Annotated in this window: 21 protein-coding genes; 8 read left to right on the forward strand and 13 right to left on the reverse strand. The window is 70.4% G+C overall.

Annotated elements, in window-relative coordinates:
* The first annotated feature begins 491 nt into the window (after window positions 1–491).
* Both C7C45_RS16500 and C7C45_RS16505 read left to right on the forward strand, forming a co-directional pair.
* Window positions 492–2,003 (forward strand): CehA/McbA family metallohydrolase, encoded by a 1,512-nt coding sequence (locus C7C45_RS16500; RefSeq protein WP_110564538.1) that lies wholly within the window; start codon window positions 492–494, stop codon window positions 2,001–2,003.
* A 763-nt stretch (window positions 2,004–2,766) separates the two neighbouring features.
* The gene (locus C7C45_RS16505) at window positions 2,767–4,446 is read left to right on the forward strand and encodes an SdrD B-like domain-containing protein (RefSeq protein WP_110564539.1); all 1,680 of its coding nucleotides are present in this window, start codon (window positions 2,767–2,769) and stop codon (window positions 4,444–4,446) included.
* A 396-nt stretch (window positions 4,447–4,842) separates the two neighbouring features.
* Here C7C45_RS16505 and C7C45_RS16510 read toward each other — a convergent pair whose 3' ends face one another.
* From C7C45_RS16510 to C7C45_RS34095, 3 genes are all read right to left on the reverse strand, one after another.
* Entirely contained in the window at window positions 4,843–5,340 is a 498-nt protein-coding gene (locus C7C45_RS16510; protein WP_146247335.1) for a hypothetical protein, read from the reverse strand.
* Window positions 5,340–5,858 (reverse strand): SigE family RNA polymerase sigma factor, encoded by a 519-nt coding sequence (locus tag C7C45_RS16515; RefSeq protein ID WP_110564677.1) that lies wholly within the window; start codon window positions 5,856–5,858, stop codon window positions 5,340–5,342. The genes C7C45_RS16510 and C7C45_RS16515 overlap by 1 nt, the downstream gene beginning before the upstream one ends.
* A gap of 130 nt (window positions 5,859–5,988) precedes the next feature.
* A complete protein-coding gene (locus tag C7C45_RS34095; RefSeq protein WP_167454733.1) occupies window positions 5,989–6,435 on the reverse strand; it encodes a hypothetical protein in 447 nt (148 codons plus the stop codon).
* A gap of 293 nt (window positions 6,436–6,728) precedes the next feature.
* On the opposite strand from C7C45_RS34095, the gene C7C45_RS34100 reads away from it, so the two are divergent.
* The 5 genes from C7C45_RS34100 (at window position 6,729) to C7C45_RS16540 (ending at window position 10,800) form a co-directional block, all read left to right on the forward strand.
* A complete protein-coding gene (locus C7C45_RS34100) occupies window positions 6,729–7,160 on the forward strand; it encodes a YbaB/EbfC family nucleoid-associated protein (protein WP_167454734.1) in 432 nt (143 codons plus the stop codon).
* Window positions 7,150–7,293 (forward strand): hypothetical protein, encoded by a 144-nt coding sequence (locus C7C45_RS34105; RefSeq protein ID WP_167454735.1) that lies wholly within the window; start codon window positions 7,150–7,152, stop codon window positions 7,291–7,293. Before C7C45_RS34100 ends, C7C45_RS34105 begins: the two co-directional genes overlap by 11 nt.
* Before the next feature lie 14 nt (window positions 7,294–7,307).
* A complete protein-coding gene (locus tag C7C45_RS16530) occupies window positions 7,308–7,595 on the forward strand; it encodes a hypothetical protein (RefSeq protein ID WP_146247336.1) in 288 nt (95 codons plus the stop codon).
* Between the two features lie 204 nt (window positions 7,596–7,799).
* On the forward strand, window positions 7,800–9,356 hold the full coding sequence (locus tag C7C45_RS16535) for a hypothetical protein (RefSeq protein ID WP_146247337.1): 1,557 nt from the start codon (window positions 7,800–7,802) through the stop codon (window positions 9,354–9,356).
* Window positions 9,357–9,555: 199 nt separating this feature from the next.
* Window positions 9,556–10,800 carry a PP2C family protein-serine/threonine phosphatase gene (locus C7C45_RS16540; RefSeq protein ID WP_110564545.1) on the forward strand — a complete coding sequence of 415 codons (1,245 nt, stop codon included), beginning with the start codon at window positions 9,556–9,558 and terminating at the stop codon, window positions 10,798–10,800.
* 9 nt (window positions 10,801–10,809) lie between these two features.
* Here the strand turns inward: C7C45_RS16540 and C7C45_RS16545 are convergent, their stop codons facing one another.
* The 8 genes from C7C45_RS16545 to C7C45_RS16580 form a co-directional block, all read right to left on the reverse strand.
* Entirely contained in the window at window positions 10,810–11,160 is a 351-nt protein-coding gene (locus C7C45_RS16545; RefSeq protein ID WP_110564546.1) for an STAS domain-containing protein, read from the reverse strand.
* 204 nt (window positions 11,161–11,364) lie between these two features.
* Window positions 11,365–14,217, reverse strand: a complete 2,853-nt coding sequence (locus tag C7C45_RS16550) for a hypothetical protein (RefSeq protein WP_110564547.1) — start codon at window positions 14,215–14,217, stop codon at window positions 11,365–11,367.
* Window positions 14,218–14,333: 116 nt separating this feature from the next.
* On the reverse strand, window positions 14,334–15,494 hold the full coding sequence (locus C7C45_RS16555) for an alanine racemase (RefSeq protein WP_110564548.1): 1,161 nt from the start codon (window positions 15,492–15,494) through the stop codon (window positions 14,334–14,336).
* The gene (locus tag C7C45_RS16560; protein WP_110564549.1) at window positions 15,491–17,089 is read right to left on the reverse strand and encodes an IucA/IucC family protein; all 1,599 of its coding nucleotides are present in this window, start codon (window positions 17,087–17,089) and stop codon (window positions 15,491–15,493) included. The genes C7C45_RS16555 and C7C45_RS16560 overlap by 4 nt, the downstream gene beginning before the upstream one ends.
* Window positions 17,086–18,771, reverse strand: coding sequence for an IucA/IucC family protein (locus tag C7C45_RS16565; protein ID WP_110564550.1), 1,686 nt, complete (start codon window positions 18,769–18,771; stop codon window positions 17,086–17,088). Before C7C45_RS16565 ends, C7C45_RS16560 begins: the two co-directional genes overlap by 4 nt.
* Window positions 18,768–19,937, reverse strand: a complete 1,170-nt coding sequence (locus C7C45_RS16570; protein WP_110564551.1) for an ATP-grasp domain-containing protein — start codon at window positions 19,935–19,937, stop codon at window positions 18,768–18,770. The genes C7C45_RS16565 and C7C45_RS16570 overlap by 4 nt, the downstream gene beginning before the upstream one ends.
* A 104-nt stretch (window positions 19,938–20,041) precedes the next feature.
* Window positions 20,042–21,301 carry an MFS transporter gene (locus C7C45_RS16575; protein WP_110564552.1) on the reverse strand — a complete coding sequence of 420 codons (1,260 nt, stop codon included), beginning with the start codon at window positions 21,299–21,301 and terminating at the stop codon, window positions 20,042–20,044.
* Complete coding sequence (locus C7C45_RS16580) at window positions 21,298–22,008, reverse strand: siderophore-interacting protein (RefSeq protein ID WP_110564553.1); 711 nt, start codon at window positions 22,006–22,008, stop codon at window positions 21,298–21,300. The genes C7C45_RS16575 and C7C45_RS16580 overlap by 4 nt, the downstream gene beginning before the upstream one ends.
* 81 nt (window positions 22,009–22,089) lie before the next feature.
* Between C7C45_RS16580 and C7C45_RS16585 the strand changes: the two genes are divergently transcribed.
* Entirely contained in the window at window positions 22,090–22,653 is a 564-nt protein-coding gene (locus C7C45_RS16585) for a GNAT family N-acetyltransferase (protein WP_110564554.1), read from the forward strand.
* On the opposite strand, the gene C7C45_RS16590 is transcribed toward C7C45_RS16585, so the two are convergent.
* Both C7C45_RS16590 and C7C45_RS16595 read right to left on the reverse strand, forming a co-directional pair.
* On the reverse strand, window positions 22,632–22,844 hold the full coding sequence (locus C7C45_RS16590; RefSeq protein ID WP_208641188.1) for a hypothetical protein: 213 nt from the start codon (window positions 22,842–22,844) through the stop codon (window positions 22,632–22,634). The two genes, C7C45_RS16585 and C7C45_RS16590, sit on opposite strands and share 22 nt — an antisense overlap.
* Window positions 22,822–24,708, reverse strand: a complete 1,887-nt coding sequence (locus C7C45_RS16595) for a sigma-70 family RNA polymerase sigma factor (RefSeq protein WP_110564555.1) — start codon at window positions 24,706–24,708, stop codon at window positions 22,822–22,824. The genes C7C45_RS16590 and C7C45_RS16595 overlap by 23 nt, the downstream gene beginning before the upstream one ends.
* Window positions 24,709–24,886: the final 178 nt, after the last annotated feature.

Here is a 24,886-nt window from a genome sequence, read left to right on the forward strand (position 1 = left end):
TATCTCTGGCCTGGGACCAAACCGCGAACACATCAGCAAGATCAGTGAGGACGGCAGACGCGCCGTAAGCACGTGCGGCTGGACCTGTCATCGCGCTGACGGACCTGGACCGGCGCTCGTTGACGGACGATCCGGCGGTCGCCGGCGCGGTGGATGAGGGCCGGCAGCGCGCGGTGGCGGGGTTCCGCTGGGAGCGGTCCGGTGACGAGACGCGGCTCGTGTTGGGCGCCCCGAAACCTCGTCGTGGAGATCGAGGTTTCGCGGATTCGCGACGAGGACGGCAACGTGGTGCAGACGGTCGACTGACCGCACGTCGGGGCAGCGCGCGGGTTGCCAAGGAACATCGACGCAACCTTGTTGAGCTGCTCGTTCGCCATGAATACTCAAGATCAACATTATATGTAACGCACAGTTACTGTTCACCGCGCCGTGGTTTGACTGTCCGCTTGACCCGCTTAGCGTCGGGGCCGACCACCTAAGCGGAGGACAGCATGTCGAATTTCGATCTGACCCGACGTAATTTGCTGCGGGCCGGCGGGGTCGTTGCCGCCGGCGCCGCGGTCAACTTCCTGCCCGGCGTGGCGTTCGCCAACCCGCCGTCCAGTACCGGCCAGCAGACCAAGACCGTCACCGGCACCTTCACCCCGAGCATCTCCGACTGGTTCTACCTGCCCGTGCAGGTGCCGAAAGGCGTCAACCAGATCGACGTCAGCTACACGTACGACAAGCCCGCCGTACCGGCCGGAACCCGCGGCAACGCCTGCGACATCGGCATGTTCGGCCCGGAGGGGCACGACCTCGGCAACGCCAAGGGCTTCCGGGGCTGGTCGGGCGGCTTCCGCAACTCGTTTTCAATCAGCGCCACCGAGGCGACTCCCGGTTACCTGGCCGGGCCGATCAAGCCGGGCACCTGGCACGTGATCCTCGGCCCGTACACGGTCGCGCCGCAGGGCCTGAACTACTCGGTGACCATCACCCTGCACTTCGGCCCGCAGGGCGCACCCTTCCGCGCCAACCCCGCCCCGACCAGCGCCCCGGCCAAGCAGCGCGGTCGCAGCTGGTACCGCGGCGACTGCCACCTGCACACCGTGCACTCCGACGGCCGCCGAACCCCCGACCAGTTGGTCGCCGACGCGCGCGCCGCCGGCCTCGACTTCGTCGTGTCCACCGAGCACAACACGCCCAGCGCCCACCTCCAGTGGGGCAACTACGCCACCGACGACCTGCTGATCATCAACGGTGAGGAGGTCACCACCCGCTCCGGCCACTGGCCGGCGATCGGCCTGCCGGCCGGCGAGTGGATCGACTGGCGCTACCGGGCGGGCGACCCTGCTGACTTCCGGCACTTCGTCGACCGGGTGCACAAGCTCGGCGGGCTGGTGACGGCCGCACACCCGTTCGCGAACTGCTTCGGCTGCACCTACGAGTTCGCCTACGAGATCGCCGACCTGGTCGAGGTCTGGAACGGGCCGTGGACCGACGACGACCAGGCGTCGGTCACCCACTGGGACGGGCTGCTGCGCGGCGGGCGCTTCATCCCGGCCATCGGCAATTCCGACGCGCACAACTCGGACCAGGTGGTCGGCAAGCCACACACCGTGGTTCTCGCCGACAGCCTGCGCAAGGAGCACCTGCTCGCCGGCCTCAAGGCCGGCCGCTCGTGGCTGGCCGAGTCCTCGGCCGTGCAGCTCTCCTTCACCGCGAGCGTGCCCGGCCGCACCGCCGACATCGGCGGCCGGTTGCCGGCCGAGATCGGCACCCCGGTCACCGTCACGGCCGTGGTCGGCGGCGTACCCGGTACGACCGTGACGATCCTCGACCAGCTCGGCCCCGAGCACAGCGAGACGGTGCCGGAATCGGGTACCGCCACGGTGACGTGGACCACGTACCCCCGCTACAGCCGCTGGGTACGCGCCGAGGTGCGCCGCCCCGCGGCCGGGTCGAGCCCGCTCACCGCGCCGATGGTGGCGATGACCAATCCGATCTTCCTCGGGCGTAACTGACGTCCCGGGCCCGTCGGCCCCAGGGCGGGCGGGCCCGGACAAGCCCCGGGACGGGCGTCCGCTCGTCCTCCACCACCACGAATCGGCGACCGGCCGCGACCCGCGCCTTTTGGTCGGCCTGGCGCTCAGGACCAGGGCTCGTCCGGATCGGCGTCCGGATCGAGACCGCCGGACGGTCTCCGAGCGCGGTCGCGGGTCCCCGTCGTCTCACCGGGGCCTGTCGCGCTCGCGACGCTGATCTTTGCTCGGTGGCCTTCTCCACCGCGGCGGGGGCCGCGACGGGTGGTGTGGTGCGGCTCGCCGCGGTGCTTACCAGATCCGGCAGGTCCCGCCCGGCCACCAGGGGTAGCTCTCGCGTGACTGCCGCGGTCGGCCCCGGCTCGCCCGACGCTGCTGTACGGGCCGCGCCTTGCGCACCAGACGGATGGCGTCGGTGCCAGCACGCTGGGAGCGGGCAGGTTGTGGCCGGCTTTGCGGGTTGCCGTGAAGCTTGTGGAGAGAACCAATACTCGGCGGTGCGCGGCGACAGCGGCGACGGTCCCTGTCGTGCCACGGGACATGCTGCCGGCGTGGGGTGTCGTACACGTCGACTGGTGGTTGGGAGCACTCGTCGTGGCTGCTTTCGCGCTGTCGGCTTCGGTGCGGGTGTGACGCTATTGGACACCGGGACGCCTGGTTGATCGAGCGGGACAAGATCCCGAAGGGCCGGTGGACGCATCCGTGCGTCTCCGGCCGTCGCCAATCCCGACCAGACAGGGAATTGATGGTCAACCACAACCTTCGTACTGGGACCGTCCGCGCGCTGCAGGCGGGGTCCCTGGCGACCGCTGTCGTCGCGTCACTGCTTGCCGCTGTTCCCGGCGCGGCCTCCGCCGCTCCGAATACCGCTGATGTCGTCGTCGGCGTCATCGCCAACCCGGGCCAGATGGGACCGGCCGGTGGCCGGGTACATCTGGCTGTCTCGGTCCGCAACGCCGGGGGCGCCGAGGCCACCGACACCACCCTGAAGCTAAGCCTGCCGTCCGGTGCCACCCTCGACGTCGGTGACTCCCTGGGCGGCTGGACCTGCGACGCCGCGGCCGCCAAGTGCAAGTACGCCATTCTGGCGGCCGGCACTGATACCGACTTCGTCCTGGGCGTCACCCTGCCGGCCGGCGCGGACGGCCAGAAGACGAAGGTGACAGCGACGGCCACCACGCAGACTCGCGAGTCGTCGACCACGAACAACACCGCGTCGGCGAACATCGAGTACGTCGCCAAGCCGGACCTCGCCTTCTCGTTCGAGTTCGCCGTCGGCGACATCTCCTACCTGGGCGGCAACGGCGCGCGTGGCATGGCCCAGGCCCGGGCGACCAACATCGGCACCACTCCGGCGCCCGGCGCCCGCTTCACGTTCCAGATGCCGCCAGACGCCTTCGCCGGCGCCTGGACGACGGACCCGGAGTGGAACTGTGACTTCTCCACCTCCACCTGGGTCTGTGACAACGACCGGGACATCCCGCCGGGAGGGATGGCCTTCCTCAACTTCTACCCGTACTTCCCGGCCGGAACGGTGGGCGACACCAGGACGGTGACCGCTTCGGTGTCGACCTCGGCCCCCGAGCGGTCGCTGGCGAACAACAGCGGCACAACCACCTTCACCTACGTCGTGCCACCCCCCGCCGACGTTGAGATGTACGGGATCGCCGTGGTCGGCCGCGATGAGCTGCGGGCAAACGAGGAGTTCGACCTGTCCGTCTCGGTCAACCTCCGGGGCGGTTCCCCGTCGGAGAACACCGCCGTGCGGGTGCCACTTCCGGCGACGGTCGAGCTGACCTCCCTCGACCCCGGTGACGCCAACTGGACCTGCCGACTCAACGACACGGCGGACGACCGCTTCGTCGAGTGCACGCGCCCCTTCTGGGACATCGGCACGTCCAACGGCGAGCTGCTGCTCAAGCTGAAGGCGAACGCGGGAACCCCCGACGGTCCGCTGACCTTCACCGCGACCGCGTCCACGTCCACGCCGGAGGCGTCGCTGGAGAACAACACCGCCACCGACAGCGTCACCTACGTCGCCGAGGGCGCCATCACCGGTCACGTCTGGCTCGACCTCGACCGCGACGGCCAGCGCGACGCCGACGAGCCGAAGGCTGTGGACAAGACCTCCCTCAGTGTCATGCCGGAGACCGGCCAGCTGCCGTGGGGCGAGGGGTACGTGGGCGGCAACGAAATGGCCGGAACGTTCTGGGGACGACTCAGGCCGGGCCGGTACACCCTGCAGGTCAGCCTGCCGTCGGGCAGCACCTTCCAGTTCACCACCCCCGACCAAGGCGACGATGCCACTGACTCGGACATCATTGGCAGTAGCGGCGGCTACTACAACCAGGGCTGGAGCGCCGTGGTCGAGATCCGGGACGGCGCGGAGACGGCGGTCGACGTCGGCATCCTGCCGCCGTCCTGACGGATCCCCGGAGCCTCAGCGGAGAGCAGTACCCCCTCTCCGCACTGCGGACCGACCAAAACAGCACAGCACAGCCATGGTCGCCCCCGGACCGACTCACGTCGATCCGGGGGCGCTCGTCGCGCGGGTCAGGGGAGTCGGATAGAGCGGGTCGGCTAAGGCGTGTTTCGTAAGTTGGGGTTGGCCGGTCTGGGTCACGGCGTGGCGGTGATCGACAACTGAAGAGGCCTCCGGTGGACTCCCGTCATCGCGTAACCGGTCGGCAAGGTGTAGGCGATATGCAGCTCAACGCCGACGATAGCCGCATCGCGGTCGGTGGGGTTGACTGCCAGGACCTTGATACCGACCCAGCGCGACGCGAGTTCGCATGGCGTCGTGGATGCCCCAGGCAGGTGGTCAGGACGTGCAGAACGACGCCGGCTCGGTCAGGCCGAGGTCCGTGCAGTCCCATCCGGTGCCCTGGTCGTGGAATCGCCAGCCCAGGCCGGCCGTGTAATGGAACAGGTAGATGACGCCGCCGCCGTCCGGACGCTGCACGTCGGCCGCCGCCCAAGCCTCGACGCACTCCACTCCCCTGGAGGCGAAAGACCAGCCTGCCGGCAGTTCGACCATGGTCCCGAGGGTCTGCGTCGACGGACAGGTGGGATTTTGGGGTCCGGCACTGGTGGGGGTGGATGCGGGTGGCGTCAACAGGTCGGGCCGGTGGCGGGTGGCGAAGGCCACCGTCCCGCCGATGGCGAACACCACCGCCGCGGCCGCGGCGCCGGTGGTGAGCGCCCTCCGTCGTTGTGTCTGCCGCGACTTGTGCAGGGCCCGCTCGTACATGTCGGCGGTGCCGCCGTGCTCGCTCAGATCGGACATGGCCTGACGCAGAGGCCCAAGGTGGTCGGTCATCAGGCCTCCTCCATCACGGCCGAGAGCAGCTCCGGCGCTATCTGCCGCATGCGGGCCAGTGCCTTGCTGGTCTGACTCTTGATCGTGCCGACCGAGCACTGCAGCAGATCCGCGGCCTCGGCCTCGCTGCGGTCCTCGAAGAACCGCACCACCAGCACGGCCCGTTGCCGCTTGGTGAGTTGGGCGAGGGCCTGGTGCAGGGCAACCTTGAGATCGGTACGGCGCGCATGGTCACTACCGGGTTGAGCCACGTCGGCCAGTTCCCCGGGCAGGGACTCGGCCACCTTGCGGCGCCGCCACCAGCTCACATGCTGGTGATACATGGCTGTGCGGGTGTACGCCTCGAAGTGCCCGGGATCATCCAGCCGACGCCGGCCCCGATGGGTACGGGCCAGCGCATCCTGCACCAGGTCCTCGGCGAGGTGCCGGTCACCGGTCAGCAGGAACGCCGTCCGTAGCAACGCCGGCGAGCGGGCCCGAACGAACTCACAGAAAAGATCGTCTATGGAGTCCGCCATGCCCCGCTCGTTCCCTCCACGTACCCCAAAGTCCTTCGGCAGCGGCAGCGGCAGCGGCAGCGGCGGCCGGTCGACTGTGGCGCACACCATAGCCGGTGTGCGCCGCAGCAAGCGACCACGGTCAACCCGGTCAGGAAATGCAGAATGGCGCCGGCTCGCTGAGGCCGAGATCCTTGCAGTCATATCCGCTGCCGTCGCCGTAGTACTTCCAGCCCGTGTCGGTCACGAGGTGGAACAGGTAGACGCCGTCACCGGCAGTCGGGCCCTGCGGATCAGCTCCGGCCCAGTCCTTGACGCACTCGACACTGCCGAACGTCCAGCCCTTCGGAAGCTCGACAAGGGTCTCGAGAGTCTTCGCCGAGGGGCACTTGGCACTCGTGGCCGCCGGGGTAGCCACCGCGGGGGAAGCACTGACGGTGCCATTGGCCGCAGCGGCCGACGTCGGAGCGGATGCGGTTGGGCCCGGCTTGGGCTCCGCCGTGGAGCCGCAAGCAGAGAGTCCGAGCAGGACGGCGGCGGCGGGCAGCAGGAGGTGACGTGCAGACATTTCCGGACCCCTATGGATCGTGGCGAGCATCGCTTACACCGGGGTACATGCGATCCGTCGCCCGCAGGTTGCCGCCGACCGGAATTTTTCTCCACAGTTTTTCGGCAACCCCGCGCAGACGGTTCGCACCGCAGGTAATGCCCAATGACAACTCGCGCCCGTCAGCACCCGCGCCTACGACTCGGGCATCGTGCGAGCGGCAGCGGGCGGGGCCGGCGTTTCGGCGGACTCCATATCGGAGGGCACCGGCGTATCGTGATTGCGCCGCGCCGCACCGATGTCCACCTCGATGCGGCCGGCAGCCGTCACACGGGGGAGGTCTGATGGCGCAGTTTCCTGGCGGTGATTTCGAAGGGGCGACCGAGCGGTTCGTCGACTCCTGGGCCGCGGGCATCTCCGAGCGGGCCGCCCGGGCGCAGGAGTTGTCCGAGCGCGTGGCGGCGATGTCGGCGACCGCTGAGGGTGCGCACGGCGCGGTCCAGGTGACAGTCGCCTCGTCCGGCGCCATGACCGACCTCCGGCTCGACGACCGGGTGCTGCGCTGGCGGGCGGACGAGATCGCCGCCGAGGTGCTGTCGGTGATGCGCCGGGCGCAGGGGCGGTTGCCCGCGCAGGTGGCGGAGGCCGCGGCGGCAACGGTCGGCGCCGACTCCGAGACCGCCCGGGCTGTCGTCGGCAGCTACGAGTCGCGTTTCCCCGAGGTGGCCGAGGAGACCGATCCTGGGTACCCGCCGAGGGGTGGCCGTGGGCGCTGAGGCAGCCGGGTTCGAGGTCACCACGGCGGCGTTGACCAAGCACGCCCGCTCCGTCGACCGGATCGCCGAGGCGATCGACACCGCGATCACGGGCGAGGCATGGAACGCCTTCCGTCCGCCGAGTGCTTGGTGACCGGAGGAGCCGTGGTGAACCAGGAGGCAGGCATGACCGAGCAGGCGCTGACCCGCGTGGCGCTGTACACGTTCGCCCAGCACACCAACCGGCGGGTTGCCGAGTTCCGTTGGCAGCCGGGCCAAGCGGTGTCGCTGACCGTCCTCGACCCCGAGTGGGGTGCGCTCGCTCAGGACTTCTACGACAACGGCGTGCCGGTCGGCTCCGGGCGGGTGCCACCGGAGGCCGGTCCGGAGTTCATGCGTGCCCTGCTGCAACGCTTCCGGATGAGCTACTACAAGTTCGTGGACGAGAGCGGCTGAGCCGTCGGCGGTACGGATGGGGGCGATGGTGCCTTCGGGGCGTTAGTGACGCCTACGCCGAATGAGGGCATTTTTCGCATAAGACCGTTTGATGCGAGTAATGCTCGACTACGTTCGCCTTGGTAGCGACAAACCGATTTGTCGCTGTCTGCACTGCTTGTGACGTGCAGAGACATGGTGTGCGGAGAAGGGCTAGGTAGCTCGATGTCCAACTATCTACACCCGAACATCAGCGAGGTAGCGGCAGATCAGCCACGCCCGCCGAAAAAGCGCCGGGCACGCTGGCTCGTCGCCGGGGTGGCCGGTCTGACCGGCGTTGCCGGCCTGGCCGCCTTCGCGCCGGGAGTGAGCGGAGCGTTCGGAATGGGCGGCAGCCTGTCGAACGCCGGAGCGCAGGTCCTCGTCGACGACAGCCGGACCGCCGGCGACGACAAGGGAGGACAGGATCCCGGCGGACGCGACGGCAAGGACCACGGGAAAGACAACGACCACAGGGACAGCAAGGGTGATGAGTTTCGATCCGTGCCCTGCAGCGCCGACGAGCTGATCGCGGCTATCGTGCGCGGGAACGCCGGCTCCGGGGCGAAGCTCCGGCTCGCTGAGAAGTGCACCTACACGCTCACCAGGTCCGCACCCCAGCCACCCGTGCCCTTCGGGGCCGTCGGCCTGCCGATCATCACCCAATCGGTAACGATCGACGGGAACGGGTCCACCATCGTGCGCGCGGCCAACGCCACACCGTTTCGGATCCTCGAGGTTGGATCCGGCGGAGATTTGACGTTGCGCGACGTCACCATCAAGGGCGGCCAGGCCGACGGTGGGTTCGGTGCCGGCGGCGGTGGCATCCGCATCGATATCGGCGGTAGGGCCACCATCGAGAACACCGACGTGGTCTACAACCAGACCAACGGCCTCGGTGGCGGAATCGCCAACTTCGGCGTCGCGAAGATCCTCGGCCGGAGCGAGTACGGCAAGGACTGGGACGACAAGGACAAAGACAAGGAGAAGAAGGACGACGGCAGCAACATCAGCAACAACAGCGCTTTGTTCGACGGCGGGGGCATCCACAACAACGGCACCCTCACCGTGGAGAACACCCGACTGAGTTACAACAACACGATCGGGACCTTCGTCACCCTGCCGCTCGGTGGCGCGGGTGGCGGGCTGTCGAACAGCCGGAGCGCCATCCTCGACAACGTCCGCCTGGACAACAACACCGCGGGCTTCCGCGGCGGCGGTATCCGGGGCGGCCTCAACTCCACCACCGAGGCCAAGAACATCGAGGTCAACGACAACCGAGCCGGCAGCGAGGGCGGCGGAATCTTCACCGACGGCGCCTTCTACCTCAAGCACGGCAACGTGCACCACAACGAGGCTGGCCAACGCGGCGGCGGCGTCTACAACCAGATCGGCCAGTTCACGGCCGAAGAGAGCCGGATCAGCGAGAACACCGCCAGCACGAACAGCACCATCGAACACGGCGGCGGCATCTACAACGGCAGCGGCACCGTCATCCTGCGGCGCAGCCACGTCGAACGGAACAGGGCCGTGGGTTCGAGTTCGCAGGCCGGCGGGATCTACAACAACAGCACACTCAACCTCACCGAAACCAAGGTGACGGACAACATCTCCACCCTGGCACCCGGCGGGATCTTCAACGACGGCGGCCAGGTCACCGTGGACCAGAAGTCGGCCATCAGCGGCAACCGGCCCACCAACTGCACACCCAGCTCACCCCCTGTTCCCAACTGCTTCGGCTGATCATCGGATCTCCCGACAGTCAGGCGGTACGAGGTAACGGAACACGGAGGAGCATCCGGTCCCGCACCGGTTCGATCAACACGATCGGACCGGTGACGGGACCGGATGCCGGCCACACGTGGGTGGCTCGGCGACGGGCGGATCACTCGCAGTCAATCGGGTCGAGACGCCCGGACCAGCAGTTGCCTATGCTCGACGGGTGGAGGAGAACGAACAGGCCCTGCTGACCGAGATGCTGCAGGCGGCCGAGGAAGCCGCGCCGGTCGAGGCAGTGCAGGCCGTCACCGGCGCCATCGTCGCGGCGTTGAACGCGCTCGGCGTCTCGCTGCTCATCGCCGACCTCAGCGGTCGGGCACTGGTCCGCCTGACCCACCAGCCGGCCGTCGGCCACCCCGGCCGGCGTCAGGGCGATGAGACCGCCGAGGTTCTCCCCTTCGACGGCGGGCCCTACGAGCAGGCACTGCGCCAACAGACCGCCGTGGTGCTACCCGGCGACGACCGGTGGACGGTGCTCGCGCCCATCACCGAACGCGGCGAGGCCATCGGCCTGCTGGAGATCGACCTGCCGGACGAGCCGGACGACGCTGTGACCGCACGGATCGCCCGCACCGCGCACGCGTTGGCGTTCGTGGTCATCGCCAACCGCCGACACACCGACCTGTTCGAGTGGGGGCAGCGCAGCGCTCCGTTCACCCTCTCCGCCGAGATCCAACGCCGCCTACTGCCTGCCTCGTTCACCTGCGAGGCCAGCGCGTTCGCCCTCTCCGGTTGGCTGGAGCCCGCCGCGAGCATCGGCGGGGACACCTTCGACTACAGCGTGGCCCGCGACACTCTGCACGTCAGCGTCACCGACGCGATGGGCCACGGCGTGGCCAGCGCTCTGACCGCCACCCTCGGGGTGGGCAGCCTGCGCAACACCCGCCGCCACGGCGACAGCCTCATCGCCCAGGCGGAGTTGGCCAACCGTGCCGTCGCCGAGCACGCCAACGTACGCGGTGCCTACGTGACGGCCGTACTCGGCCGCGTCGACCTGACCACCGGGCGTTGCGAGCTGCTCAATGCCGGGCACGTTCCGCCGATGCTGGTCCGGCAGGGTCGGGCCGCGTCGCTGGAGCTGCCCGCCAACTTCCCGCTGGGCATGTTTCCCGACGAGCGCTACCGCAGCGGTGAGGTCACCCTGCTGCCCGGTGACCGGCTGGTCATCGTCACCGACGGGATGCGGGAACGCAACGCCGCCGACCTGGACCTGCCCGCCGCCCTGCTCCGCATCGCCCACCTGCATCCCCGTGAGGCGGTCCGGGCGCTGTCGGACGCGGTGCTGGCAACCGCCGGGCCGGTCCTGGCCGACGACGCCACCCTGCTCATCGTCGACTGGTACGGCGGCCACGGGCCGCGAGCGAGCACCGCTGGCGCGGACACCGCCCGCGCCAGCAGCCTCCCGTAGTGAGGGTGCTCACGACACCGCCGAGGACGCCTCCTCGGCGTCGTGCACCGTCTCGAAGACGCCGATGACCCGGTCCACCGAGGTGATCGACAACACCGTACGCACCGGCTGACTGGCTCCGGCCAGGGCGAGCCGGCCGTTGCGTTCCCGCAGGTCCTTGAAGGCGACCACGAGCACGCCGAGGCCACTGGAGTCCATGAATCCGACACCGGTCAGGTCGACCACCACCAACTGGGCGTCGCTCTCCACCAGCGTGCGCAGTTGGTCACGCAACTCGGGTGTGGTGCTCATGTCCAAGTCGCCGGCGACCTCTACCACTGTGCCGATCCGCCCCTGCCGCGTCGACAGCGTGAAGTCCACGAAACCCCCTCGATACGGCGTCACCGGCAGCTCGGCGACACTGCGCGCGTACCAACGGTGCCAGAAATCCGCTCGGATCGCTCGTCGACGTGCGGCCTCGGCGCGGAGACGGCAGTGGGTCGAACCGGTGACGCCCCGCAGGCCTCACCGGGCCTGCGGGGCGTCAACCGATCAACTGTGGAGCTGGGACGAATTCAGGATCGGTCAGCTCGGATTCACCGAGATGTAGTACCCGGCCTCGTCGGTCGTGCTGCCGTCCGCCTTACGCCCCTTGACGACCAGGTAGAGGTTGGTCGCCTCGGTCGGGGTCCAGGTGATCGACGCACGGCCCTGCGCGTCGGCGGCGACCGTGCCTGCGGTGCCGCCGATCGTGTACTCGAAGGACATGATCCCCGCCGTGCCGCCACTGAACTCGAAGCGGCCCTCGATGCCGACTCCCCCGCCGGGCGTGTCCCGCGGATACGTCTCGGAGAAGACGTGCGGCGCGGTGCCGACCTGGAACCGGTATTCGGTGACCGGAGAGAGCCGGCCGTCCGAGGTGCGACCCTGCACGGTGAGAGTGTTGAGCCCGTTACGGTCCGGTACGACCGTGACCAGGGTGTTCCAGTTGTCCGCTCGGGGAGCGCTCAACTCTGGGCCGTCGTTGAGCCGGTAGCGGTACTCCACCACCTCCGGCGTCCAGGAGGTGCTGAGGGCGAACTCACCAGGCACACCGATGCCGCCCCGCGGGCTCCACTCGTTGTACTGGCTCCACACCGAGACCCGGGTGTCGCGGACCGGGACGGTCATCTCGCGTTCCGGCGACGTCGTGCCGTCCTGAGCGATGCCGGTGACCCGGGCCGAGAACCAGCCATCCCACTGCGGGGTGAACGACACGGTCGCCGTGCCGTCCGGCCCCGCCGCGATGATCTGGTATTCGCCGAAGTCCAGCGAATAGCGGAACTCCTTGGTGTCCGGTAGCGCCGAACGGAACGTCAGCGTCATCGGCTGAGCGGCCGCACCACCGTTCGGCGGGTCGGTGCTGATGACCGGCGCCTCGAACGGCTGCCAGGTGAAGCTCTTCTCGGGCGACCGGGTGCCGTCGGCCAGCAGCGCCCGGACGAGCAGCGTGTTGTCGCCGGTGTGCACCGGCGTGACGCTGATTGTCACGCTGGTGCCGTAGGAGTTGACGACGGTTTCCGGGCCGCCGTCGAAGCGGTAGACGAAGCCGGTCACGTTCGGCAGTTGGCTGTTCAGATAGAACTCCACCGGCAGGCCGACGCCGTCGATCCGCGTCAGGTGTTCCAGCGTCGGCGAGTACGCGGACGGCACCGGATCGAGGACGCTGAACTGGTAGTAGGTCTCCAGGGACTTCGAGCCGTCCGCCCGCACCGACCGTACGATCAGGGTGTGCCACCCTGCGGTAGCCGTCCACGGCACCACGGCGGTGTCGTCGGCCGCCGCTGGGACGGTCTGCGTGGTGTCGTCCAGGACGTACTCGTAGGACACGACGTCGGCGTTGCGCGGCGTGAACGTGAACGAACCGGTCTTACCGGCAATCGGCTCGCTGTCGAAGTTGAACTCGGCGGACTCGACCCCGGGGGCGTCGGTGACCATGATCCGCAGGGTGTCCTGCCCGATCAGCTTGTTCTTCGCGTAGCTGCTGACGACGACCTCGACCTCGCCGACCTCGGTGAAGGTGAGCTGCCCGGTCGCCTTGCCGTCGACGGCCGGCACCCGGGACTCGGGGCCGCCCTTGATCTGATAGCCGAAGGCGGTCGTCTCGGGCTTCGGCGCGGTCAGCGTGATCGTGCTCGGCAGCCCGACCCCACCCAGCTCGATCTCCGCGCTCGGCGCGGTGTCGGCGATCCAGAACCGGTAGGTCTTCTCCGGCCCGTAGTTGCCCGCCGCGTCGATCGAGTTGACGTAGAGCTCCTCGAACCAGTCCCGCTTCGGCGTGTATTCGAGGATGGCCGAGCCGCCGGGGCGACGCGCCTTGACCCGACCGGAGTCTCCCATCGAGTCACGCCAGGCGAAGGCGACCACGTCACGGTCGCCGTCCGCGTCGAAGCGGAACTTGCCCTTGAGGCCACTGCCGCCACCGGGCGTTCCGCCCTCGGGGTAGAGCTTCGAGAAGACGCCCGGTGGGTTCGCCGGTGCCGTCTTGTCCATGACGACGTAGCAGATCTTGCTCCACGGCCCGGCGTCGTAGTAGTCACTGGCGCGGGCCTGCCAGGCGAGGAGTTCACCGTGGGCGTACTGGCTCAGGTCCGTGGGGAAGTTGTAGCTGTAGAACTCACGGCGCTGGTCCGGGTGGTCGACCGGCCAGATCGCGTAGAGGATCGACGGGTAGTCGGCCTCGTCGGGGTCGTTCGCGGTAGCCCTGAACAGGGTTGAGGCCGCTGCCGGCGACGGCTTGGTGACGGTGCCGCACGGCCGGTCCGGAGCCTCCAGGCGCGGGTCGGTCACGGTCGGCGGGTAGTTGGAGGTGGAGCTCAGTGTCGGCTGCTGGAAGGTGCGGCCGGCGCGCGGGTCCGTCTCCTGGGCTGCCGTGATCCGGTATTCGATGGTGATCGACTTCTCGTGCCGGGTGAGCGCGGCGTTGAGGGTCGACACCATGTCGATGCCCAGGTAGCCGGGGCAGTAGATGGAATCCGGGCCGCGGTCGGCGGAAATCAGCTTCTCAAGCTCGGCGGGCGGGTTGTTCCAGGTCGTCCCGGACTTGACCGCAGCGGTACGCCACACCTCGATCGTCGCGGCGGCGGAGCAGTCGGTGACCGTTTCCTCATTTGTGTAGAGGTACGAGTTGTGCACCACCGCGCCCTTGAGCTGGGTCAGGTCGTAGGTGAAGTAGGAGCGGTAGGTATGGGCCTTGTTCGCGCTGTCGACAAGCGTGCCGACGGGCGGCGGAACAGCCGGGTTGACGAACTTCTTCGTCGGACTTTGCGAGTCGAGGTACGCCCAGCTCAACAGGGGTGAATTGGCCGAGGTGGCGGCGAGGGCCGGCTGGCCGGTAGCCAGGACGGCGGTGGCGGCGCCTACCGCCATTGCCAGCATCGCTGCGCCGATGCGTTTCATCTAGACGTCGACCTCCGTTTGACGGCGCCTGTGTCGGCGCCGATCGGCGTCATCGTATCGACGGCCCGCACGCATTTTCGGCCCGTGAATCCACTGTGTGGCCGATCGGTCTGGGGTCACGACCCCGACGGCAGGGCAGCCCACTCGTCGGCCAGTTCCTCCGGGTCACCGGTGCGAAAGAGCGGCGGTTCGTGCAGCAGGAAGTCGCGGTGGCTGATGTTCCAGGCGTACGCGCCGGCCATGGCGAAGGCCAGCACGTCACCCACGCCGATCGGCCCGGCGGTGGCCGATCGGGACAGCACGTCCTTCGGGGTGCAGAGCTGACCGACCACGGTGACCGGCCCCCCGTCGGTGTGCGGGCCGTCGGTGTGCGGGCCGTCCGGGCCGCGCCGCCGGTGCACGGTGAACGGCTGCGAGTGCCCCTTCGCCGCCGGCGTGCGCAGGTGGTGGGTGCCACCGGCCACCACCACGAACCACTCGCCGTAGGAGCGCTTCACGTCGATGACCTCGGTGAGGTACGCCCCGCAGTAGGCGGTCACCGACCGGCCCGGCTCGATGCGCAGCCGCACCCCCGGGTGCCTGTCGAGGACGCCGGCCAGGGCCCGGCCGTAGTCCACCCAGTCGAAGCGTGCCGCCGGGTCGGCGTAGTCCACGGCCATGCCTCCGCCGACGTCGACCTCGTCGGCGCCCACCTCGGCGACGGCCCAGCGGACCACGGCGGCGGCGACCGTCGCGGCGAGCGGTGCGTCCAGCCCGCTGGCCAGGTGCGCGTGGATTCCGCGTACGTCGATGCCCGCGGGCGGGCGGCGGGCGCACTCGACCGCGTCGGCCGGATCCATGCCGAACGGGCTGGGTCCGCCACCCATGACCAGGCTCGCGCCGGGCGCGTCGACCGGCAGGTTCACCCGCAGCAGCACCTGGGCCGACCGGCCCGAGGCGGTGGCCAGCGCGCCGAGTCGCCGAAGCTCGGCGGGCGACTCGACGTGGATGCGGTGCACGTCGGCGGCGAGGGCGGCGGCGAGGTCCGCGTCGGTCTTGCCCGGCCCGGCGTACGCGGCCGGGGCCCGGCCCGGCAGCACCTCGGCCAATCTGCACAGCTCGCCACGGCTCGCTGCCTCGAACCCGTCGACGACCGGAGCGAGGGTACGCAGCACGCCCGGGTCGGGGTTGGCCTTGACCGCGTAGAGCAGCTCGACCTGCCGGGGCAGCGCCGCCCGGATGGTTTCGGCCTGCACGGTCAGCGCGTCGAGGTCATGGACGTAGACGGGTCTCGTCACCGTGGCCCGCCCATCGGGTTGGGCACCGGCACGAACGGTGCCTTCCGGTCCGCGTCGCGCCGCCACCGGACCAGCAGGTTCGCCTTGGCCACCAGCGGCTCACCGTGCAGCAGCGCGCGCAGCTCGGGCGGATCGTCGAGGTCGGCGGCCACCGCCTCGACGACGGCCCGCACCTCGTGCCACAGCTTCCGTTCGATGCCCGGTCGCGCGTCGGCGAGGGCACCGCAGATGCCAGCGAGGTGATTGACGAACAGGCAGTAGACGATCCGGCGGCGGGCGTCCCGGGGACCGTAGCGAACCTGCGCCGGGACGTCGTCCGGCCAGGTGGTCCACCGTTCGGTGTCGAGCTTGACCCCCTCCAGATCGCGCAGCAGCATGCGTACCGGGTGGCGGTCACGGTCGAGCACGACGACCACGTTCTGCAGGTGGGCCTCGTGCACCACGCCGTGGCTGAGCCAGCAGCGCAGCACCGCCGGCACCAGCAGCCCGACGTACGCGCGCCACCAGGCCACCGGGTCCGGGGTCACCAGTGGCGTGGCGGCCAGCGCCGCCGCCAGCATCGGGATGTCCCCGGGACGCAGGTGCGGGCGTAGGCCGCCGCGCAGGATCGTCCCGTACGCCTCGTCCGGGCCGGGAACGTCGACCGTGCGGTAGGCGGGCTCGGCGAGCAGCCTGACCCCGTCCGGCAACGGCACCCGGGCCAGCAGGTCGGTCAGGGCGACCGCGCCCGCGAGTTCGTAGCGGGCGTTCTTGCGCAGGCAGTTGGTGATTCGCACGTGCAGGCTGGTCTTGACGAACAGGTCGGCGTCGGGGGCGTAGAGGGTGCGGACGCTCGCCGTCGGACGTACCGGCACACCGGCTGGCCCCAGGTCACGCAGCCACGGGTGCGCCGGGGGGATGAGCGAGAGCTGCCAGGGATGCACCGGCAGGACGTGGTGCCCGACCGGGGGCCGCGGCGGGTCGAGGGCAGCCACGAGCGGATCGAACGGCCCGGCGCCGACGACCAGATCGTCCGGTACGGCGAGCCAGTGCAGCCGGAACGACGTGCGCAGCTCCGGCGCGTACGCCCGCCAACTGCCCGGGTCACCGCTGCGCCACTTCGGGGTGGGGTGGTGCGGGTGCCCGAAGACCAGTGACTGCTCGGAGTCGACGTACGCGTCGATGGCAGGCTCACCGGTGGGGGTCGGATCCTCGGCCGGTCGCTCGGCCAGCAGGCGGGCCACGGTGTCCCGGCTGGCCCGGACCTGCTCGACGAACTCGTCGTTCACCAGGCCGGTACGAGTGGTGAGTTCCGCCGCGACCAGACTGGCCAGGCCGTCCGCGTCCAGGTCCTCCCACCGCCCGTCGTCGGTCATCCGCTGCACCGGGCCGGCGTAGCGGTGCGCGCCGAGCGGCGAGGGTCGGGCGACGGCGCAGCGCACCGTGACGCCGAGGTGCCGCAGCAGCAGACGTACCGCGCCGTCGACCACGCCCGCTGCGCCGTCCGGCAGGGCAAGTTCACGGATCAGGCAGCCGAAGACGGTGTGGGCCGCGGCCAGGTCGGCGAGCTGGCTGGTGGCGCTGGCTGGTCGGGAGCACAACTGTGCGCGCGTCATCGTGTCTCCCGGAGGTAGTTCGGGCCGGTACGCAGGTAGTACTTGTTGATGTCGGCGCAGCCCAGCCGCTGTTTGGGCAGCAGGGTGCCGGCGGTGAGCATCGCCTTGATGGGCAGGTGGGCGGCCCGCAGGACCCGCTCGGTGAAGGTTCGTGCCGCCTCGCCGTCGCCCCACCGGTCGCGGGCGGCGGCGAGGCGGGGTGCCAGCGCTGCGGCGGGGGTCGGCACGGGCAGCCCCCGGGCGGCCAGGGCGATCAGGGGCGCGGCGGCGGCCAGGTGCAGGGTGATGGTGATGAACACGTCGGCCAGCTCCTGCGGATCGTCCGCCCACATCCGGTCGTCGGCCAGGACGAGCCCGCCCGGACCGCCGTGCCGCGCGTCGAGTCGGGCACCGTCGTTGTCCTTGTAGAGCAGGCCGACCGTACCGTCGGGGTGCACCAGCAGGTGGATGTTCTGCGGGTGCGCCTCCAGGGCGATCCCGTGGCGTAGCCACAGGAAGACGTGCCAGTCGAGCAGCAGGTCCAGGTAGGACTCCAGCAGCGTCCCGGGCCGCTCGGGGCTGATCCGTTCGAGGACCGTGCCGGCGACCGGGTCGGCCGCGGCGAGGGCCGCGACCGGAACCACGTGGACGCCGGCCAGATCGCGCGGGAATCGGCGCAGCAGGAAGCTGCGCCGCTCGTCGCCGTCGACGTGCGCCCAGGTGCTCTCGTCGACATGACGGATCCGACCGGCGAAGGCGGGTTCCGCGCTGGCGATCTGGTCCAGCAGCGCGGCGACGGCCGCGCCGTCGGCGAGCGAGCCCGGGTGCAGCGTGCGTCGGTTGCGGGCGCCGAGGCTCGCGGTCGGCAGCGGCAGTTTGAGGTGCAGGTACGGGTCGTCATCGAGCGCCACCGTTCGCATGGAGAGGGTGGGTCGCACGGAGATCAACGGCAGGTCCGTCACCGGTAGCGCGTCGCGTACCGCGGTGATCGGATGCGCCGGCAGCAACAGCTGATCCGGTCGCTGTGCGCGCGGCCACCACGACGGGAGTTCACCGGTGAGCCGGACGTCCTCGGTGGGGGCGGCATACCACCGCAGCGCGAAACGCGGGGCGTGCTCCGGGGCGTACCGGAGCAGTTCGTCGTCGCTGAGACCGTGCCGGCACCGGTCGGTGGGGTAGACCGGGTGGCCGTGGTGGGCGGCGAGCACGTCGTCCAGGAGCGCCGCCGGCAGACCGGTCGGGGTGAACGCGCGTGCGATGGCCACCTCGGCGAGCACCCGTGGTCGGTTGCGGGCTGCGAGTTGGCGGGCGCGCAGGTCGGCGCGGCACTCGGTGCCGAAGTCCCGCCAGCCGGCCTCGGCCTCCGCGTTGCCGTGCGGGGCGAGCACCGTCAACAGGCCTTCCAGGGTGTCCGTGCGGTGGGTGGCGCCGTTCGCGAGCACCAGCACCATCGGCGCCGCGCTGCGCAGGGTCTGTTGGAAGCCGTCCGCCCGGACCGGAATGCGCAGCAGGCCACCGGGTCGCGGCACCTGCCACCAGCCGGGCCCGTCCGGTCGGCCGGTGCTGCGGTCTGGCCCGTCCAGTCGGCCGGTGCTGCGGTCTGGCCCGTCCAGTCGGCCGGTGCTGAGCAGACCGAGGTGGTCCTCGCGCAGCAGCGCGTCGAGCACCCGGCCGAACACCTCCCGCTCGCAGTCGTCGGTCACTCGACGATGGTCCACTGCAGGTCGCTGCGGAAAGCGGCCAACGACTGCCGGACGGTGGCCTGGTCGGGGCCGATCGCGTGCAGCACGGCGAGATAGTCGCGGTTCGTCCCGGTGCGCTCGGCGACGCGGCCCACCGCACGCAGCGGTCGGCAGCCCAGCCGGACATCGCCGCGCACGGTGTCCAGTCGGCCCGGTGCGGCGACGAGCCGACCGGAGGTGTCCGCGCACACGTACTCGACCTGGGCGTACCGGTCGACGGTGGTCGGCAGGCTGAGGGCCGCCAGCGGCTCACCGAGGTGCAGCCGGATGACGTGCTCGAACAACGGCACGCCGAGCAGCTCGGCGAGGATCAGGTCCATCCGGTCGCCGATGAGGCGGTAGTTGACTTCGATCAGCCGGACCCGGCCGTCGGAGATGACGTACTCGGTGTGGCAGGCGCCGAAGCCGACCCCGAGCGCGTCGAGCCGCGCCCGCAACTGGTTGCTCGCCGACTCCGCCGGGGGCGCCCAGTCGAGACCCTCCTCGGTGAAGGTCGGTGGCGGGCCGAGGCTGGTGCGCCATCCGCCGAGGGAGGCCAGCGCGGTGCCGTCGCCGAAGGTCTCGAAGGTTCGCAGCTCCCCGGCGAGATACTCCTCGACCACCAGGGCCACGTCCGGCCGCCGGCCCCGGATCTCGGTGACCCGGGCGGCGAGTTCGGGGTGGTCTGCCACCAGGTACGCGTCCTCGCTGGCCACCCCCTCGCGGGGTTTGACCACCGCCGGGAACATCCCGACCGGCACCTCCGGCGCGACGCCGGGGTCGATGGTGACGGTGCGTACCAGATCGAGCCCGGCAGCCGCGATCGCCCGGCGCGCCGCAGCCTTGTCCTTGCAGAGACGGGCGGCGTCGGGATCCTTGCCGGGCAGGCCGAGCTTCCGTGCGGCGATCGCGGTGACCTCCTGGAGGTGGTCGCTGTTGGACAGTAGCGCCACCGGTCGGGTTGGCGCTGTCGCCGCGACCACCGCAGTCGCGTCCCGCACCGCGCACCGCGCCACCGGCACGTCCGGCGGCCATTGGGCAGGTCGGTCGGTCAGCACGGTGGCCGACAGCCCGAGCGCCGCCGCCGCTGGGAGGAACCCTTCCAGGACGGCGTCGGTGGGGTTGAGCGCGGTCAGGTACAGCCGCATACCGCCTCCGTCGTCGACGACGATTGTCGCGATTAGGGTAGCCTACCCTTATTGGACGGGTATGGGATGGTCTGCCCGATGCGGTAAACCCGGCGGCGACGAGGTCACGCCGCAGCCTTGACGCCATCCACCGTCGCCGGCTCTGCCGCCGAACCGGCGACCGGACCAGGCCGGTTCGGGAATCGCCGCTGGTGGGCGAGGCCGAGGGCGACGCCGGCGGCCACCAGCACGATGGCGGCGACCGCGACCGGCGGGTAGCCGCCTCCGTCGGCCGCCGCGAGGCCGACGGAGGCGGCCACAAACGAGCAGACCAGGCCGAACGACGACAGGACGGTGAAGTCGGTGCCGCCGGTGTCGGGTCGCGAGTAGTCCATGTTGACCGTGTAGAGCACGACGTTGGCGATGGTGTAGGCCACCATGAAGCAGCAGAGCGCCGCCACCGTCGCACCCAGCGGCGCACGGCCGTTCATCAGCGGCAACAGCAGCAGCGTCGACACCGTGAGGGCCACGCCGCCGACCACGAGTACGCCACTGCGCCCGAACCGCCCGATCCCGAGCCCCGCGACCAGACCCGCCACGATCGCCGGGGCGCTGGTCACCACGCCCGTGACGACGCCGATCCGACCCAACGACCACCCCGCGTCGACCAGGGCCGGCGTCACCAGGGCGTACGCCATCCCCGCACCGACGTAGACCAGCGGCACCACGCCGAACGTCCACCAGCGGCAACCCGGCTGGCCGAACACCGACAGCAGCGCCCGGTAGGCCGTGCCGACCCGGGCCACCCGATCGGTACGCGGAGGCTCCCGGAACCGCCACACCACCAGCAGGCCGACCGCGGTCATCGCGGCCAGCAAGCCGATCGCCGACGCCCAACCGAACTGGTCGTAGACCAGGACGCAGGCGCCGCCGCCCAGCAGGTTGCCGAGGTAGCTGGCGGCGACCTGAATGCCGTTGCCGGTCCCCCGGGCCGAATCGGCGAGCATCCGGACCGCGACGGCGTCCACGGCGATGTCCTGCGTGGCGGAGAAGAAGACGTACGCGGCGCAGATGGCGACGATCGGGCCGAGCGCGTCGGCCGGGTTGGCGAACGGCAGCAGCGCCAGCAGGGCGAGCACCAGGGCGCTCTGCAGCACGAGCAACCAGGATCGGTAGTGGCCTCGGTGCCGTGAGCCGTACCGGTCGAGGATCGGCGCCCAGAGGAACTTGATGGGCCAGATCAGGCCGACGATCTGCAACAGCGCCAGCGTGTCGAGTGAGGTGCCGCCGTCGCGCAGGATCGCGGTCAGCCCGACGGTGATGAAGCCGACGCCGAGGTACTGGGTGACGTACAGCGCGGTCAGGGTGCCGAGCCGACCCTTCATGCCGCTTTCCAGTAGCCGAGCGAGGTCAACCGGTCCTTGTCGACGCCGAGCGTCCGCCGGATGTGTCGGGTGATGCCGCGGGTGCTGGCCGCCTCGCAGGCCACCCAGTAGTGACCCGCCCCGGTGGTCGGCAGTGCCGCGCAGACCGTCTCGACGAGGTGCTGACCGGCGTCGCGCCGAGGCACCCAGGTGACGTCGTGGTGCGCCCGGGCCCGGGGCACGAGCGCCTTCTCGCCCTCGTGCGCGTACTCCAGCCAGACCGTCGCCGGGATGTCGGCCCCGGCGTCGAGCAGGCTGTTCACCGCCGGCAGGGAGGCCGCGTCGCCGACGAGGTAGAGGTGCTCGGGCGCGGGATCGGGCAGCTCGAACGCGCTGCCCTGAACTGTCGCGGTGATGGTGTCACCGGCCTGGGCCGTGATGGCCCAGCGGGCGGCGCAGCCGTCGTGGATGGCGAATTCGAGGGTGAACCGGCCGGTGGCCGGGTCGGGATCCACAAGCGTGTACGCGCGCTGGTGAGCCCGCCCCTCGTTGTCGAACCACAGCCGGATCCACATCGTGGGGTGCACCCCGCACGCCTCCAGCAGCCCGCCCCCGTCGAGGAGAAGCCGCTGGTAGTGCCCGTCGATCGATTCGGTGCTCAGCACGGTCAACCGAAAGTCCCGGCCTCCCATGGCCTTGAGGACCAGGGCCTCCCAGTTCCGTTTCACGCACCCCTCCAGGTAAGGTCATCCTTGGTTAGGGGAGGGTAACCTAACTTGCGGCCCGGATGGAACAGAGGACAGCTCGCGATGACGCACCTGGAGAAGATCGCCGGCCTTGGTGAGTTGTCGTTGGTAAGCGTGGACCCCGACCGGGACGCCGCACTCCTGCACGACTGGGTCACCCGCCCCCGCAACGGCTTCTGGGGCATGGGCTCGCACACCCTCGAAGAGGTACGCGAGATCTACACCTTCGTGGACGGCCTGCCAACGCACCACGCGTACCTGATCATGGTGGACGCGGAGCCGGTCGGCCTGTTCCAGACCTACCAGCCCGAGGCGGACCCGGTCGGCGAGCGGTACCCGGTGCAACCCGGCGACATCGGGATGCACCTGCTGCTCAGCCCGGACCGCCGCATCGCGCGCGGCCTCACCAACGCCGTCGGCCCCGCCCTGGCCCGGTTCCTGTTCGGCGACCCGGCCGCCCAACGGATCGTGGTCGAGCCGGACGTCCGCAACCACCTCGCCCTGCGCCGGCTCGAGATCGAGGGCTTCACCTTCGACTCGGAGATCGACATGCCGGACAAGCGTGCCCAACTCGCGTTCCTGACGCGCGCCCGGTTCACGACGAATCACCCGACCCCAGCGGGCTGACCGCCCAACGCGCTCAGCTCCGCGGTCCGCGCCTGCTGGATCCGGCCGGCGAGAGCCTTCAGCTCCGGGCTGCCACCGGCGTTCCGCTCGCCCCGGCACAGCACCACGGTCTGCGCGAGGTACGCCCGGAGCAGGGCAGCCGCCCGGGACGGCAGCCGTTCCCCCTGCTCAACGGGCAGCCTGGAACGCACGGCCGACCACTGTCGCCTCGGTGCCGTCGCTGAACAACCCGGACCGGTCCTTGTCCGTGGCGGGCAGGCCGAACCAGGCGTAACGCTGCACGTAGGACAGTTGACCGAGCATGGCGGTGGCGGCGGTGAGGAACGCCGCCTGCTGCTCCTGGCGCGGGAACTGTTGACCGCCGCCGTCGAAGCGGATCAGCGCGAACTCGGTCAGCCAGATCGGTTTCCGGTACCGCTGGTACACCGCCTGCAGATACTGGCGTAGCTGGTCGACCGCGGTGCTGGTCGCGAAGTCGGCACCGAACCAGTGCAGCGTGATGAAGTCCACCCGGTGACCGCGGGCCTGGGCGCCGGTCATGAACCGGTCCAACCAACCCTGCGGCTCCGCGCCACCCCAGGCGACCGCCGGGCTGCCCAGCTTGCTGCCCGTCGCCATCAACTGCGGCCACAGGTCCAGCGCCTGCTCGACGGTCATGTTCGCCTGTTCGGGCAGGTCCGGCTCATTGAAGGTGAGTAGGTACGGCCCGGCCGCCCTGGCCCGGGCCAACTCCGCCGTGGTGACGTTCTCCGCGCTGCGGATCATGGGCACGAACGTCACACCCCGCGGAGTGCTGATCCCCGGGTGCTGGGTGCCCCAGGTGTAATACCAGCCAGCCGTGGAACTCGCCAACGCCTGACTGGCCCCGGCGAAGTTCCACACTCCGACGCCCTTGCGCGTGGAGCTGACCGCCGGCGCGACCGGTGCCTTCGACGAGGGTCGGACGCTCGGCGACGGCGCGGCGCTCGGGGAGGCGACGGCGGTGGGCGCGGGCGGCGGCGGGGCAGCCCACGAGGGCGCGGCCGGATCCTTCGGCAGGAGCACCACCGCCAGGGTGATGGCGAGGACGGCGGCGACCACCCCGGCGGCGAGGGATGGGACGAGGCCGCGGGGCCGGTGCGCCGCAAGGTCGACGACGTTCGGGCCACCGCCCGCGTCGCTGGGCACACCGCCCGTCGGGGCTTGCCCGGCGGTCTGCTCGGCCGGCAGGGCCGGGGGGTGCTGCCCGACGGCCTGCGCGGCCGTCGGGGACGCGGCGCTCGGCAGGTGGGCGCTGAGACCCGCCGGCAGTGGCAGCAGCGGCAGGCCGGCGAGCAGCCGGTCGATCGGCAGAAGGTCGGCGCCCAGCCGTCCACAGGACGCGCACTCGCGGACGTGTCGGGCCAGTCGCTTGCGCCACAGCGGGCTGGGAACGCCGTCCCAGTCGGCGGTCACGGCGCGCAGCTCCGGGCAACCGGGACGGACGCGCAGCGCGCGTACGACGCCCCGAGCGCTCTGGATCTGCTCCTTCATCCGGTGGATCCGCACCGCGACGTGCCCGAGCGACAGCCCGAGCGCGTCGGCGACCTCGGTTCGGCCGACCTCGCCGGTCTCCTCCAGCCACCACAGCGAGAGCAACTCCTGGTCGTCCTGGTCGAGCCAGCGGGTCGCCTCGGCGACCTCGCGTCGTTGGTCGGTGAGGCCGAGCCGGAGGATCGTCAGCCCGGCGAAGTCGGAGGCGGGGTCGGGCACGTTGTGGATCGCGTCGAGCCCGGCGTCGCGGTTGAGCGCGACGCGTCGCCGCTGCTCCCAGTCGCGCACCTGGCGGATGGTGATCGCCACCAGCCAGGACCGGTACGCCGCCGGGTCGTTGAGCGCGGGTAAATACCGGATGACCCGTACCAATGTCTCCTGGACCACGTCGTCGACGTCGGCGTGACCGCGGAGCGCACGCCCGACGATGTTGTAGACCAGCGGAAGCGAGGCCGCGACGACGTCGTCGAGAGCGCGCTGGTCGCCCTGTCGGGCCGCGACGACCAACCCGGCATCGGGTAGTGCCCGACCGGCTGACGACATACGTGTCACTCCTTGTGTGCTCATCCGCGCGGTATCCAACGCTGGGTGCGCTGACCGCCCTCACGATCGGAGACTTGCACCAGCAGGTTGGATTACAGAATTGTCTGGCCCCGACGGGCCAGATACGACCCGGAGCCGCCGGTGGTGCGTGCGGGTCGCCGACGCCGGGTAGGGTGCG

It is taken from the genome of Micromonospora arborensis, from assembly GCF_003205615.1.
Lineage (GTDB): Bacteria > Actinomycetota > Actinomycetes > Mycobacteriales > Micromonosporaceae > Micromonospora > Micromonospora arborensis.